General features: G+C 52.1%; 10 protein-coding genes. 4 read left to right on the top strand and 6 right to left on the bottom strand.

Features of this window, described 5'->3' with window-relative positions:
* Positions 1-30: 30 nt before the first annotated feature.
* Positions 31-1512: a C1 family peptidase gene (locus tag CA13_RS01225; RefSeq protein WP_146394048.1), complete on the bottom strand. Its 1482-nt coding sequence runs from the start codon at positions 1510-1512 to the stop codon at positions 31-33.
* Positions 1513-1714: 202 nt separating this feature from the next.
* On the opposite strand from CA13_RS01225, the gene CA13_RS01220 reads away from it, so the two are divergent.
* The 3 genes from CA13_RS01220 (at position 1715) to CA13_RS01210 (ending at position 4353) form a co-directional block, all read left to right on the top strand.
* Positions 1715-2182: a hypothetical protein gene (locus tag CA13_RS01220; protein ID WP_146394047.1), complete on the top strand. Its 468-nt coding sequence runs from the start codon at positions 1715-1717 to the stop codon at positions 2180-2182.
* Between the two features lie 25 nt (positions 2183-2207).
* Positions 2208-3590 carry a glycosyltransferase family 2 protein gene (locus CA13_RS01215; protein ID WP_146394045.1) on the top strand — a complete coding sequence of 461 codons (1383 nt, stop codon included), beginning with the start codon at positions 2208-2210 and terminating at the stop codon, positions 3588-3590.
* 73 nt (positions 3591-3663) lie between these two features.
* Positions 3664-4353: a glycosyltransferase family 25 protein gene (locus CA13_RS01210; RefSeq protein ID WP_146394043.1), complete on the top strand. Its 690-nt coding sequence runs from the start codon at positions 3664-3666 to the stop codon at positions 4351-4353.
* Positions 4354-4401: 48 nt separating this feature from the next.
* On the opposite strand, the gene CA13_RS01205 is transcribed toward CA13_RS01210, so the two are convergent.
* The 5 genes from CA13_RS01205 to CA13_RS01185 form a co-directional block, all read right to left on the bottom strand.
* Positions 4402-5802 (bottom strand): family 16 glycosylhydrolase, encoded by a 1401-nt coding sequence (locus tag CA13_RS01205; RefSeq protein WP_146394041.1) that lies wholly within the window; start codon positions 5800-5802, stop codon positions 4402-4404.
* 148 nt (positions 5803-5950) lie between these two features.
* Positions 5951-6631 (bottom strand): PEP-CTERM sorting domain-containing protein, encoded by a 681-nt coding sequence (locus CA13_RS01200; protein WP_146394039.1) that lies wholly within the window; start codon positions 6629-6631, stop codon positions 5951-5953.
* Between the two features lie 1062 nt (positions 6632-7693).
* Positions 7694-9385: a GH39 family glycosyl hydrolase gene (locus tag CA13_RS01195; protein ID WP_146394037.1), complete on the bottom strand. Its 1692-nt coding sequence runs from the start codon at positions 9383-9385 to the stop codon at positions 7694-7696.
* Positions 9386-9804: 419 nt separating this feature from the next.
* Positions 9805-10419, bottom strand: coding sequence for a class I SAM-dependent methyltransferase (locus tag CA13_RS01190; protein ID WP_146394035.1), 615 nt, complete (start codon positions 10417-10419; stop codon positions 9805-9807).
* 165 nt (positions 10420-10584) lie between these two features.
* The gene (locus CA13_RS01185) at positions 10585-13275 is read right to left on the bottom strand and encodes an alpha-L-rhamnosidase-related protein (protein ID WP_419193803.1); all 2691 of its coding nucleotides are present in this window, start codon (positions 13273-13275) and stop codon (positions 10585-10587) included.
* Between the two features lie 669 nt (positions 13276-13944).
* Between CA13_RS01185 and CA13_RS01180 the strand changes: the two genes are divergently transcribed.
* Positions 13945-15402 (top strand): sialate O-acetylesterase, encoded by a 1458-nt coding sequence (locus CA13_RS01180; protein ID WP_419193802.1) that lies wholly within the window; start codon positions 13945-13947, stop codon positions 15400-15402.
* The last annotated feature ends 49 nt before the right edge of the window (positions 15403-15451 follow it).

Raw genomic sequence — 15451 nt, 5'->3', positions numbered from 1 at the left:
AAATAAACGTCATGTCGCGTTCCCGCAGGACTACGGCGCTAGTGACCAATCGCTATCCCGATCATGTACGAAAACCGATCCATCCGACGTCGTGACGCGAATTTTCCCGTTCACTAGCCGCAAATCAACCGGTGAGCGTTCGGTTTCCGATATTTGCACCGGCTCCCAATTGCCACTACGCGCGACGTAATGGAACAATTCATTGCTACCGGTGAGGGCCAATAGATCCGTTGTCCGATCACCTGCCAACATGGTTACTTTTTTGTTCGCCATCTTCCCATGATTGAGGTGAGTCCAACTTCGTCCACTGAGGTCCTCATTCATACGAAAGACCGTTTGGTACCGACCGAGTGCAAACAGTGAATCTTTGTTGCACGCGATATCATCGAACACCCAGTCATTGGGAGAGATCGCTTTTCCGCCTTCGTAGACCCGACGATCAGCAGCGAGTTGAAACAGTCGTCTTTGAAATCGACTGGAGCGCCGATTGAAATTTCGCGTTCGCCCACTGCTCTGCATGGATACATTGATGGGCGCGAAAGTTTTGACGCCGACCACATGCGCTTCGGCGCACCAACTCTGGCCACCGATCGGATCAAAGTTGTCATACGACACCCAACAAAACCCATCGTCTTTCCATTGTGTTCCCCAAGAATTCATCACCAAGACGGCTTGTTTGCTGTCGTCGTATCCGACTGCTGTTATTGCATGGTAGCCATCCCTTCGGTCGCTTTCCTGCCGCCAATCATAAGGGGAATCGTTCGACGTGTCGGACCGGAAATCACCTCCCATTCGAACGATCAAGATGACCGGATAGCCTTCGTGAATGTACGTCTCAATCTCATGAAGCGTGTTCGCTTTTTCATTTCTTTGCATCCGAAACGTCTTTCCTTCCACGAGTGCACGTGCGTTGGGTGTTGTGTCTTCAGAACTCATGGTGGCTTTGGTCGCACAACCGTTTTGCTTGACGAAATCAATGGCTTGGGTCGCGTAAAGCGGATTACCATTGACGCTGAGCTGGTTGAAAATGAACGCAGGGCTAAATAGGTCACTGGGGTCGCTCGGCTTCTTGCGACGTTCTTGTCCGATCTGGCACGAATACGCGGAATAGGCAATCGCCCATGCGACACAATCGTTGCGTCCCTGTTTGCCCGGTGTCGGCAAGTAAGCTGTCAAGTCAAACTTGCTCGGCAAGTCGATGTCGGATGCTAACCCGAATCGTTGATCGATCCCGGGTGCCATGCTTCTTGCAATGCCACTTGAAAGCTCTGGCCAATCCGCCTGTTCTTGGTCCTCGACGTCCGTTTGTGGTGTGACAGTTGCCTGCTCGGAAGCCGATGGATTTTCAAACCCCGCATTATCGGTTTCTAAATCGTCAATGCGATCAAATCGCGTAGGAATCGCCTGATAAATCTCGGGCGGACTGAGCCGAGCACCTTGTCCGAATGAACTACCCGCGGAAAAGAAAAAGACGATCGTAACCGCAGTAAAAGCAAGTTTGTAAGATTGCATTCGATTCGTTTCCGTTGAGTTAATTGAGTGTTTGCGAGTCAACGTTTCAATAATTTCCACTCCCCAATTTGTCGTCCGCGCCCTTCAATCTTCTTCTAAAAGACCATTGTTGATCCGAAAAGCTTGCACTTCATCCAGCGGGGGGTTAACGTATTCTATACATAGGGGTTTCGATTTGCATCCGACCATATAGGACGACAACGTGACTAAGAATGATCAACAATTACGAGCAATGTACTTGTCAGGGACTGTATCAATCCCACCGCGATTTCCCGATGTAGCGGAGGTCTCTTTCAGTCGCCCCGAGAAACTCCATGGACAAATTTTCATTACTGTCTCTCAGCGACTTTCACCAAAGCTGGTGATTAAGCGAACGTTTTTTGCCGAAGATGTGACGTCGCTTTTCATCCCATGCAATCCCAAACATGTCGATCTTGAAGATGGGGCTTGGTTTGCGGGCGAGGCCCTTGCCAACAAGGTCTACGACTTGCTGGGCAAAAGCATCTGCAGCGGAATCATCTACGTTCGAGAGCACGCGCAATCGATTCTTGAACTCGAGGCCGGTTTGACAGCCGCCGAGAGTGCCCAATACTATCCGCCACTACCGGATGACCGCAGCGTCGACCACTACAACATGAATCCATCCGGCCGAGTGGCAGGTTGTCATTAAGGTTTCTTTCCAAGGGAACGATGCCGTGAGATTCGATGTCCCCATCATCGATGTCGTTATCCTGACACGTGACGACAACGACTTACCTGCGCCCGTACTCGACGCGCTTCGTCAGCAACGAGGTGTGCGTATCCAACTGCATCGCGTCGTCGGCACTCCATCGGCGGACGATCCGCATCGGATCGCGACCATCACGCGTGCACGGAACGAGGCGATTGGATTGGGGACAAGCCCTTGGTTGATGTTTGTTGATGATGATGTCGCACTAGGCCCTGATTGCATCGCGCGGCTTCACCATGCCCTCGCTTCGCGTCCTGAATTTTCTGCCTTCGGGGCCGACTATTTAGGGGAGGCCGCTCGACACGGGACTTCTCCCCACGTTTCGATGGGGGCTACACTTTTTCGCCGATCGGTGCTCCAACGTATCGCCTTTCGGTGGGAAACGAGCAAATGCGAGTGTCTTTGCTGCTGCGAAGATATTCGACGAACTGGATCGCGAATCGAATATTTGGCGGGCGCAACGGCATCACACTTAGCAGCCCACCGCGATGAAGACCATTGCGAAATCGCGTCATCCGAATCCAATTCGCCCGAATCTAATTCGGTGAGTTGTCCTTCGCTTAGTAGCGACGCAAAGGTGCTGGTCGCTTTCAATCGACGCGATGTCAATCGCTTTCGGGATGTCTTTCTTCGCATGATGCGAGCGTCCGGTAACGAACAAGAGGTCATTGCAGTTGGCTATGGCCTGTATCCGAGCGAAAGTCGATTGGTGGCCTCGTGTCGTGGCGTTCGTTTCATTCATAAGGTGGCGAACGGTCAGATGCCACCGGTGCGTCGGTTGACCGATTTTGCTGAAATCACCGAAACACTTGATCCACAACTGCCGGTCGCCTATTGGGATGCCAGCGATGTGATCATTCAAGCGAGCCTCGATCCGCTCTGGAAAATGACCCAGGATCATCCAGACAAAATTTTCGGCGTTCGCGAACCACTCGGTTATCCTCACAATATGGCGGTCGTCGGTTGGACCCGCACCATTCAGAATCCTGCCATGCGTCAACGTGCATTTGAATTATTTTCGACGCGGCCGTTTCTTAACAGCGGCTTCAGTGCCGGCACTGCCGGAGCAATGCACCGCTATTTTAAGGAAGCCGACCGTCTTCGCAATTCAGCCGAACTCCGTGGCACCACCGATTGGGGTGATCAATCTGCATTCAATCTTTATTGCCATAGCGATCCAAAACGTTGGAAAGAGATACCCGAAAGTTGGAACTATTGCGTCCACGATCGCCCTGTTGGCGAAGTTAGCGTGATGCCCAATGGACGAGTCACTTGCCGTAGCGGGATGCCGATCCATATCGCCCATGGCAACGCGCGGTCATTAGCACAATTGGCCATCGTGCGTTAGTTCATCGATATGGACATCGTTATCGACCTGCCTATCCGCATCGGTCACTTCCATAGGAATCGAAAGTCGATCTTTGAAGAACATCAACGAAGAAACCCGAACGGTCGTGATCAGCACCCTCGATGATCGGGCTCGCGAGCGGATGCGACGAATCGAAAAGCATCTTGAACTGGCTGGCTTTCGAAATGTCGAAATTTTCCAAGCTCGAACTCCGCAGGGCGAAGATTTTCAGGGCCGTGGGCTGCCGCCGGTACTCAAAGGAAGATGGAAATCCGACCTGCAACACATGTGGGGAACCGCCGCTTGCGCTCTCTCTCATCTCGATCTGATGAAGTTGGATCCGTCTGAATTGCCGATCATTGTTTTTGAAGACGACGCGATCATCTCACCCCATTTCTTTTCATATCTGGCAGACATTGATTTCCCCGACGAGGTGGAATGGGACATTTGCCACCTTTCGTACTTCAACGAAAACCTTGGCAGCGCAAAGTATCCCGAGGGAGTCGTCAACAAAAATTTGTTGCGTTGTGCTCCGAACGAAATCACATGCATGCATAGTTACATACTCAATCAACCGGTATTTGATCGCGTAACGCCGCTCCATGAAGAGATTGATTGTCAATTGGCACACCAAACGGATCTGATTCGCAGTTTCGTCATCGAGCATGGACCGCCACTGACGTCACCCGATTTTGAATTGCAGAGCGTACGAATGGAATTGGACGAGATCTATTGGGCCAAGAACAACCCAAATCACAATTGATACCTTGTTCCCGATACAATCACGTCGATCCGACGCAAGTTCGCCATTCTAGTTTGTCGACTTGCGTTTTCGCCGGACGCCAACAACGATTCCGGTAAGTAGAAACAACACCGAGCTTGATGGCTCAGGAACGGCAACCACTGAGAAAGACGCGTTGTCGATATAGACAGCGCCGCCGGCGTTGCCTTGTTGCGTGAACACGATCGCTAGCCGCGCTTCGACGGCGTTAGCTGGCGCGAACGAACTGAGTTGTCTATTGAGCCAACTGTCATTGAGTGAACCTCCATCGGCCAACACAATCGAGTCGGTGCTGATGTAGTCGCTCGAACCAAATTGGCCATAGAGTTCACTGTAGTAGTCAATCTTCAATTCAACCTGATTGCCCGATCCTGTAATCGAATCAATCGAGGCGATGAAGGCGTCCGCCGAAGCCAGTAACTCATCGCCAGCTTTGACCGAGATACCTTGCTCGATGCCTGAGTAGTTTGTCTCGCCGTTGAACTGACCGAATAGCTTTAGCGCCTCGTCGCCCAACTCAATTCGCTCGTTTCCTGAGCTCACATTGTTGATCGCATCGCCAAACTTGGACCACTGAGCTAACGAACCACCCTGCTCTTCAAAACCTCCGTTTTCGAAACTCAGAATTGGTCCCGTCGAAGATTTTGTGTAGGCATGCACATAATCCACTTCCAATTTCTGTGACCACACCGTCGACGCATCGGGGTTGTCCAAGAAATCGCCACCTACCGCCGTGTTGATAATCAGACGCATATCGCCAACGTCGTTGGTCAGAAAGCCGCCGACATCGCTATCCCTAAGCGACCAATGGTGAACATCGTCAACATAAAATCGAATTTGGTTTGGATCCCACTCGACGGAGTATGTATGGAAGCTGTCGTGATAGTCAGCATCCGCTCCGTCGTGGACGGCAGTCTGCTCAGCGTACCGGAAATTGTGTTCGAACGGCGGATTGGTTCCATAGTGGAATGCGCTGCTGGTTAGATTCGGCTGGTCGCCGCGATTCTCCATGATGTCGATTTCGCCTTGGCTTGGCCACGGCGCATCGGCTAGCAACCAGATCGCCGGCCACATGCCCTTGGAAGTCGGAAGTTTCGCCCGAACATCCCAACGACCATGCTTTTGTAACGCGGTACTGGTGACTAGTCCACTTTTGTGCGGCAGACCACGGGAGGCAACATTCTCCGACGTGATCGTCAGGTTTCCGCCCGTGACACTCACCTGTTCCGGCAAGTAGTCCTGCAATGAGTTGTTCGTGGTGACGTTTGTGTTGGCTGCTGTCCACAGCGAAGTATTGAGCGAACTCGAATCGAACTCGTCGAACCATGAAACGTCATAGCCTGAACGCGTCGGAGGTTGTGCAGAAGCTAACGGTGTGACCACAAACAGCGAACACGCCAGCAACATGAAACACAAAGGAAGCTTGGTCATAGGGTTCAACTCCGACTGATGACTAAGTACTTGAAAGATGGTGCGATACCACGTCACCGATCCAAAAACGGCAAAAGGCAGCCAATTCTATGGCTGCCTTTTGTATTTTGCAGACGTTCTGCGGATTCGAATGACAATCGCAGTCGTTCTAACTACGGCGACGCCGCGTTACCAGGCCAACTGCTGCCAAGGCAAGAAAACCTAAGCTACCTGGTTCAGGAACGGCACTCGGGACCGAGATAGTCGCGCTGCCAAACGGCGCCGTATCCGTCACCCAAACGTTCTCGCCAACAACATTGAATCCGTACTGAACGTGACGTCCGACACCTGGATCCGCTGCCAAATCGATGCTGAACGCACCTAGTGTCAAAGGAATTGTCGTATCCGTGAACGAGGAGAAATCAGGAGCGAAGTCGCGAATGAAGATACTTGCTTGATGAGCCGTCGTAAACGTGTTTGCTTCAACCACACCTTCAAATGTAACGGTCTCGCCAGCGAACGTATCGTCTACTTGAACAAACAAATTAGCATCCATGATCTTGTTACCAGGATTCCCTGGTGCACCGCCACCAATGTACCAAAACGGATCGGGGTCGCCAATCGTGTTTGGGGACAGCACTAATGTGTCGACGTTAAAAGTGGCATTGAGATCCGGTACTCCCCAGCCTGAACTGAACACAGGTGTGTTATCCAGTTCAGACACATTCATAAACCCTTGCCAAGCGGCACCAGGGTCGACCGTCACCGTCACCGCGGCTTTCGCCGTGGTGAAACTGAGTAAAGAAACCATGATCGCGCACGCGGCGATCGAAACTCTTCGCGTCCTCATAGAAGTATTCCTAAATAGTGCGAGTGAATGCAGTCTGCCCTTTCGTCAGATGGTATTACCGACAATGACGTCAATTAGGCAACCGCAACTTGAAACCGGTTGCACACCATTTTAATGGGCGCTTTTGCCTCGTCAACCCACTTTTACGGTATTCCTGGAAACAATGGTAAATTCGGCAATTTCGGAATTGTCGATCAACTCGCTTAACGGAAAATGGCGGAAGTCTATGGATGCTGGATCAATAACCCACCCGATTTAACATGCCAGCCCTTAACTAACTGCGGCAAAGACATGGCGTCGGTGATGAAAAAATGGGCGCGGGCGATGATAAATGGGTTAAAAACCCTGCAAATTGTGGAGCGCGATGCGGCTAGCAGCAAATCATGGCCCCAAAATGCCTCTGGTCCCTACGATGCGTTCGACGTTGGGATTTCAGCAAACATTTCAAGCTTGAACACCGGGCTCTCACTAATCGCTCGGAGCTACGATAGGAATCGAAGGATTGTGATGAGAACCAAACTGCAACCGGTTGCATAGCCGGTTAACGGCTGACCGGTGCACAAATGGCAACTTGCATATCAACACGGTTTGGATGCTCATGGAGCCCCTTTAAAGACGCAGAACCAACGTGTGCCGGGAAAGTAGAGGCAACGAAAGATCAGCCTTATCGCAGATGCTGGCAATCGGCTTATGCGTCTGACCCGTCTTCCCCGGCGACGACTTTCCCATCGTGAAGCATGATTTCGACGACACAAGTTGCCCGAGCGTCGACCTGACACATAATTGAGTGATTGACCAATCGAAGGTCGCTTCCTTTAGGGCTGGAATACAGTGGTAGCCGGGTGACATTATGGCAACCGTTCATGACGACCCGACGAACCCTGTAATCTTTCCCTCTAGAAAATGAGACACCATTACTGGCGTTTTGCGTAGTCATGGTCGGTGCGGATCCAGGACAAACAGACGCGATGAAACAACTTCCTCGGCCAACGGGCTCTCCAGCAACCTAACCGTGATTACTGCTCGACCCAACCTTAAGAGTGAGTTCTTCCCAGCAGCGTTTTATTTGTAGTCCAAAAGCACAAGCGAAACTCCTTGTCTCGGCAATTCAAACGACAAGGCCGTGTCGCCGTCCTTGACTGCGATCGATACAGGATTGCCAATCGTCGCCAAATTGGAAGCGGATTCCAGTTCTGCGTACTGCTTTCGCCCTGGTGCGACGGGCGATCCCATCCGTCGCCATGCGTCATAGGAATTACTGTGGAATTCGTCGACACGATAATGCGTCACCTCGGCCAACTTCACGATGTTTGGAATGCCCTTGACGCTTAAGTGGATGATCGCATTGGGGCCACGTAGGTCATCATCGTGATAGTGCCAAATCATGATTGCTGTTTGCTTGTCCGTTCGACTTGAAAATGCAGCGACGTCGGCCGATTCACGCACTCCCTTCTTTAAAATCTCATCGAGTGGGATCGCATGTGAACTTGTTGCTGTGATGCGCTGACCCTTCATTTTGCTCATCATGCGAAAAACATTTAGAACGGGCATCGCCAGTCCATTGCTGGCCAATTGACGAAAACCAGCAAAGTAAGGTTGGTCCTCGAACGTGAAAGCCCACGTGAGTGCCCCTTCCAGATTCACGCCATGTTTCTTTGCAAGGTCATGTTTGCGGGCAAAGCTAGCCGCCGTGTAACTCGAATACATGGTACCGTTCCGATAGGAAAACTGGTCGCCTTGGCAAGCAGCACATCCCTCTGGGTCGGATTCTCCGATCACGATCGGCGTGTTCCTCAGCTGAGGAAATTCAGCGACAATCCCAAAACCAGCATCAATCGTTCTTAACTGATTCGAAATACCCATGCGAATATGGTCACCTACCCACCTTGGTGAACCCTTGGCGTGAAAGGATACAAAATCGAGTCGTGTCCCTTTTTCGCCGGTTGCATAGTTCGTGCCGTCTAGACAATGCCGAAAAAAGCTTCGTGTGAAGTCGCCCCCATGACCGGCCGTGTCAGGTCCTCCGATTCGTGCGGTTGGTAACGCACGCAGTACGCCCGCCATTGCGAAGTCATGAAGCTTGTGAAGTTCCTCATCGGTGCCGCGCCAGTACCCGATGTTGGATTCGTTCCAAGTTTGCCACCACCACCTCTCCACTTCTTCGCGACCATACCGCTCAACACAATGTTTCGTCCATTGATAGACAAGCTCACCCCACTTTTCAAAATCCTTTGGCGGATAAGCCCAGCCTGTGAAGACCTCGTCGTACGGCATACCCGGTCGCCACTGGTGCTTGTACGGATCTGGTGTGGTGGACATTGCTTGCGGCATGAATCCCAATTGGACATAGGGCCGCACGCCGTTTTCGATATAGGTATCAAAAATCAGATCCACGATTCGATAGTCATATACCGGACTACCGTTGACATCTTCACTGTAAAGACCCGTACTTCCCCATTTGAGCGCTGGCGCCCCGGGCCCGGTGTTCATCAAGTTATGCGTCCGAAAAAAGACTTCACCGGGTGCAAGTTCACCCAGTTGCCCAAGGAGTTTACGGCCATCTTTCATGTACGCATAATTCGGTTCGTCGGCGCCAAAATATCTCCAAATCCGATGCAATTCGCCTTCGTCAGACGCAGCATCCACTTCAATCGATACTGTTGGGCTCCGATCCACCGCACGGACCGCCTCCGGCAATAGGAATAAAACGAGTAAGGGGGCAGCAACGATTAGTGACAAAGGAAAGTGCTTCATAGTACTATCAAATATTCCATAAGATAAAAACAATAGTCACATCTGAATGGCACGAACTTAGTGAACCGCCGGCGCTAGCTGGGGGTTCCGATTGTCGCTATTCCCTTGCGCTACCCGCAGCTAGCGTCGTCGGCTCACATTGAAAATCGCTTAAGTGCGTGGCACTCGTGTGTGGCCCGCTTTTCTGCTGCAAATAGAGACTCCGAACTTCGTTACCGGGATCTTGACTGTCAATCGAGCGTTAATCAGAAAGGCGTAACTGTGCACAACTCCATTTGGTGCATTTTTGAAAATCGGCGTTCGATCTACGATGTATCCTTCCATCGATGGTTCGGAATACACGATTAAGAGAAAGCAACAGCCAGACACTAACGCCGTCACCGCAGTTCCCACTGTCAGACGCCGACGAACGCCGCGTTTCAAATTTTGCGAACCAGATTCATCCCCTCTCGACCTCGGTAGGTTAACAACAGCGAACCATCGGCCGCACCGTTTTTAAAAAACGCCTCAAAAAAACTGTGCTGATTCGGCCAAGGAAACGCAAAGAACAAATCAAACTTTTGCATGGACAAACCCATCTCTTCGTATACATCACATCCATGCCTATCAATGGGTTTGAACTTAGGCGCCAAGTCCAACGCCCCAACCGCATCACGTGGAACAAAGCTGCCACAGTAAAACTTAGCGGCCAATCCCATGTCGTCTGCTAAACGTTGGGCTTGTTCCACCAACGCCGATTCAATTTCAATGCCCACCGACTCGATTCCTCGAATCGTCGCCAACAATCCTGCGACGCCAAACCCGCTACCCAGCTCGCAAAATCGCCCACCTTTCGGCAAATGATGCTCCTGGATCCATCCCAGTGACTGATCTAACAAGTCAAAATCACAAGTCACAAAGTCCTCTATCACCGACTGATCCGCTAACATAAATGCTTCGATTCGTTCGTTCGCCTCATCAATCAATTTGTTGGCACGATCGGAAATCGGTATCCTGGTTATTGAATCGGGAATTTCAATTCGTTGTAAAGTCACGGGTGGCCTTGTTGGCTAGTAACGACAATAAAAATGGCGAGAGCATGCTGATGCGAACCGCACTTCGTTTCGATCACGGAGGTTTGTCCACGCTGCGATAAGTCTAGCATCGCAACAAAAAAAAGTCGTCAACCGCGTCATCCGAGATGCTCCACTCGTACAAAGTCACTGGCGTTTGACGATCACGTTGTGCTTTCCTGGCGGCAGGATGAGAAAACCGTTTTTAATTTGATCATGCGATGCCGGTCTTGTATTCAATGAAATGCGATTGTGAGGGGGCCGTTCGAGACTCGCCAGATCCACTCGGGCCGTCGTCCCCGCAGGCACACCCAATGTCAAGCGAAACTCTGCTGAACTCGTATCCCAATTCACTTCAAGAAGTCCCGAGGGTGTCGGAATCACGCCATGGCGGTGAAGCAGGCGACTCGACGCATGGTAGCGCAACACCACGTCTCGCAACCCGGGCTGCATTGGCTCGATACCGAGTATGTACCGCGCGAAAAGTGCGGGGAAAAACGCACTCTCGGTCTGTGCGTCACTGCGTCCGTAATTGATCTTGCGGAAACGCCCCGTCCGACCTGTACCGTCTAACCACCACTCTTCCCAAAGCGTTCCGTTTGCCACGGGCGTTAGCATGTGAGCAAATCGGCTCCAAGCCAGCTCCATTGATTGATCTAGAAAGCCGGCTTCACAGAGACCGGCGTGCAGGAAGTAGGACATCGCCGGGGTGACCATCACGATGCCCGATTCACGGTGTATAAAATCGTGGTCCTCGTCCTTGCTCAATTGCGAGGCGATCGCCTCGATTTGTTTCGGAGTTCCAATTCTCAGAGCCATCGCCATTGCATTGGCATGCTCACTGAACTGATCCGACCGTTCGCCATCAACAATCGCATCAGCGAAGAGTTGCTTTTCAGGGTCCCAAGCCTGTTCACGCAGCGCAACACGCATCCGTTTTGCCTGTTCTTCGTAGCTCTCAGCATTTGGGCTCTCGGCATTTGGGCTCTCGGCATTTGGTATATCCAGCCATCGCAACACTTGGGCGAAATCCTCGAGCGCAGCCAAATAGTGCCCGTTCAAACAGAAATTCGCACCTCGCCGATCGTTCATTGCATGGTCCAACCAATAGGCGTAAGCCGGACTATCGATCAGTCCATCCGCGTTAGCAAAGCTTTGCAGATGAGAAAGCAGTTTGCGTGCTGCGGGCAACAATCCCTGTACGGTCGCTTCGTCACCCGTGTAAAGCAAGTATTGATGAAGACCTCGGAGCCAAAAACAATTCGAATCGAGAATCACCATGAAGTCCTCACCATGGCGCGGTGCGTAGGCCGGCATCATTCCATTGGGCAATTGTTCGTCTGCAATTTGCTTCAAATAGCGACGTTGCAATGCACTGTCGGCGAAAACCGGGTAGTTCCCCAAGCATGCGTAGTAGCTGGTCTGAGCGTATTGCCGTCGCTCACGATAGTTATCAGTATAAGCATCAGTCGTGCAAACCCGAATCGTCTTTGCCGAAGCGTTCCAAAGCTCCTCCAATTGTGGAAATTCCGGTGTTCGGAAAGCCCCCTTCTGGTCAAAAGGATACTCACTAACCCTCGCATTCACGCCAAACAGTTTCGCCTCACCATCGAGGTGACGAAAAATGACCGTCATCCAACGTACCGGCTTCCCATAAAACGACTCCCACTGTTCGCGTTTTCCCGATAGCACGACACGATCCACATAGCGGGACGCAACCACCGGATCAGGAAACACATCGTTAAACAGATAAGGGCTTGACACGATGTCGACCACGGTTCCGGCGGGGGCCATAATATCCAAAACGGGGCGGCCATTATGGACTTCGCCAAAGTCGTAAATAAGCGTACGGCTTCCCCCCGAAGCATTTGCTGGAATCGTCAGCGTGCTACTCATTGCACCAGCTAATGGCGATTCTAAAACGCCACTCGGCGTCCCGTTCTTCTCTGGCGGACGTACCGTGAAACGACCAATCGATGGGGCGTCGTCCCACGTGTCACTACCAAAATGTTTCGGCGACGGAACATCCGGCACACTGATGATTGGCAGCATCCGCTGTGGCTCAGCCACGGTTTCCCTCAAGTAGGGAATGTCCCTTGCCGTGAGTGATGTCCATGGCGGAATCAAGTGCGTTGGGCGATCATTTGGCTGAGGCGATGGCCATCCCGACTCTCGCTTAAGGACTCTCGCTTTCGACCAAAGCGTGTCATCGAAACCCACTTCATTCCATCCATCGAGTCTGCGGCGCAGATCGACGCGGTCACAAGCTTCGAGATGAAACCTCGCCATTGGCGGTGACGAGTTCAGCCAACTCTTATCCGCAGTGACTCGCCAACTGGCATCGGTTTGCATAGCGACATTTAACTTTTCCTCTGATATATCGAGTTGCACGAGCAACCCCGCGCGTGAAGGCTCGTAGTAAGAGACTGCGCCGCGTTGGTGATGCACGCGAACTGCGATAACATTTCGTCCTTTCCGTAAACGCGTGGCCACATCCAAAACATCAAACGATTGATGATGGGGAGCACAGCGAGCGGGGCCGTTACAAAAATAGCTGCCATTAATGAATAACTGGAATCGCGAACTCGCCGTAATCGAGAGCATTGCTTGTTCGGGCTGGTCCGCCAACATGAAGTCCTTGCGTGCCAACAACATGTCCGCCTCGTCGCCGTTGGGCATCCAGATCCACGACGCCCGCCATTGAGGCTTTGGCAACTCGGCTCGCAACACCCCATCGGGGCTAATCGATTCAGTAGGTTGCCCTTCGAGTGAGCTTTGCAGCAACAACCCAACCACCGCCGCCATCACAAAATGCTTCAACGTAGAAATTGTTGCCATACGGTTAGCCTTGAATCGAACCATTAACGATTTTTATGATGCCAATTAGAACGTCAGAAAGCTAATGATAGATGCAACCGCCATCTCGTTCTACTTCCCGTCCCTGGGGCGAATCGCTGGAAGACGCTTTTCCTAGAAACCTTTGGCCAAGTCGTAGCCGAGTTCCGAGAACAGGGCGATGGCCGGTTGTTCGACGAGCGTGTCTTTGAAGTCGTCGGTAATCATGGCGTCACCTCGCGCGATGCCTCGGTGGTTACCCAGCCGGCAAGACGCCAGACGCTTCAAGAAAATCGCCCCAGGCCGGTTCACCAACACCTATTCACCAACACCTATTCACCCGCGCAGATTATCCAACGCAGATTATCCAGTGCGGCGTAATCACCCTCGCTCGCCCCAACGCTGGCACATCATTAAATAACACCTGTGAGTTTCTCGGGGCCGCGGTGTATAACAAGCATTGCGAGAACTACCTGACTAGACTGATAGCTTTCTACCGAGCAAGTCATTCGCGGGCGGAGGCTCCGCCGAGTGAGCGTGTGTCAGCGGCGGCCGGTATCCGTGAAGACTTTGAAAATGAAAAGAAATGGACACCAAATGAAGAACAATCGTTTCAGAATGGCAATGTTCCGGGGATGGTTATTGGCAGTGGTTCTATGGCCTGCGTTGGCGTTGGCCGATTTGACTGTGGCGTCGCCGTTTACGGACAACGCGGTGTTGCAACGGGATATGCGGGTGCCGGTTTGGGGTACTGCCAATGCCGGAACAACCGTCACGGTGGAGTTTGCCGGCCAGAAGAAGTCGTCTGTCGCCAATACCAGTGGACAATGGAAAGTTCAGCTGGATTCCATGGTCGCGAATGCGGAACCGCAGGTGCTTCGCGTTTCAGGTTCCAAGTCTCAGGTTTCCTTCCAAAACGTTCTCATCGGAGAAGTGTGGATCTGTTCGGGCCAATCCAATATGCAGTTTTCGGTGGATGCGGTACCGAACATCAAAGCCTTGATCCCTGGTGCAAAGAACATCCGTTGTTTCGAGGTAAACAGGACGGTGGCTATGACGGCACAGGATAGTCTTGAGGGACAATGGGTTGAGAAACATCCTAATAGCGCAGTGGCTTTTTCATTCGCCTATTTTTTGGAACAGGCGGGCGATGTGCCGGTGGGCATTATCCTGGCTTGTTGGGGTAGCTCATCGATCGAGGCGTGGATGCCCCGTGACATGACGCAGACGGTACCGCATTTCAAAACGATGATGGATGAATTTGATGCCGATACCGCCACGCGTGACCGGATCGTTTCGATCGTGGAGGGGCCGAAACCGTGGAGTAGAACCGATGATATCTTCCTGCGCCGTCAATCGAATATTCTCTATAACGCGATGATTCACCCGCTGGTGCCGTATGCCTGTCGTGGGCTGGTCTGGTATCAAGGCGAGCGGAATACGCAGTCAATGTTCGGGATGTTAAAGGAGCCCTGGTTTTCACGTAACTCTGGCATGCTGAAGTATGGGGATACGCTCAAGGCATGGATCGCGCGTTACCGGAAAGGGTGGGGCAACGAAGAGATGCATTTTTTGGTTGTGATGCTGCCTGGTTATTTCAAGCCGTTGAGCACGGGGCCGCAGATGGGAGCCGAACATCCGACCACGCACTCCTGGGCATGGATGCGTGAATCACAACTCAAAGCGTTGGAGTTGCAGCATACCTCCGTGGTCAACACCATCGACTTGGGTGACGTGAAAAACATTCACCCCAAGGACAAATTGCCCGTCGGTCAGAGGCTGGCGCTGCTGGCCGTCCGCGAAGCGATGGGTCAGAAAATCGAAGCTCAGGGGCCAATGATGGAACGTGTCAAGGTTCAGGACGCGCAACTTGTGGTGCACTTCGCTCATGCCGAAGGACTCAAGACGCTTGACGGGAATGCGCCGAAGGCATTCTGGCTGGCGGATGACTCCGCTCAATGGACGAAAGCCGAAACCGAGCTGAAAGGTGAGACGGTCGTGCTGAGTTCTCCCAAACTGAAGAAGCCACTCTACGTCCGCTACGGCTTTGCGGGTAAGCCGAACGTCAATTTGGTGAATGCAGCCGAGTTACCCGCTTACCCGTTCCGCACGGATACGTTCAATCCGTGAGTGGCTCCTAGACAACGCAGCAGCCGGCCACAGGGCAGTGGCATAAAAG

This window comes from Novipirellula herctigrandis (assembly GCA_007859835.1).
GTDB classification, from domain to species: Bacteria; Planctomycetota; Planctomycetia; order Pirellulales; family Pirellulaceae; genus Novipirellula_A; species Novipirellula_A herctigrandis.
Note: the sequence above shows the minus strand (reverse complement) of the source record. Positions and strands in the feature narration are given on the sequence as shown.

What these genes read in the sequence shown, in the direction of transcription:
- CA13_RS01225 (WP_146394048.1), bottom strand. Translation starts at nt 1,512, where the DNA reads ATGCAATCTTACAAACTTGCTTTTACTGCGGTTACGATCGTCTTTTTC.
- CA13_RS01205 (WP_146394041.1), bottom strand. Translation starts at nt 5,802, where the DNA reads ATGACCAAGCTTCCTTTGTGTTTCATGTTGCTGGCGTGTTCGCTGTTT.
- CA13_RS01200 (WP_146394039.1), bottom strand. Translation starts at nt 6,631, where the DNA reads ATGAGGACGCGAAGAGTTTCGATCGCCGCGTGCGCGATCATGGTTTCT.
- CA13_RS01195 (WP_146394037.1), bottom strand. Translation starts at nt 9,385, where the DNA reads ATGAAGCACTTTCCTTTGTCACTAATCGTTGCTGCCCCCTTACTCGTT.
- CA13_RS01185 (WP_419193803.1), bottom strand. Translation starts at nt 13,275, where the DNA reads ATGGCAACAATTTCTACGTTGAAGCATTTTGTGATGGCGGCGGTGGTT.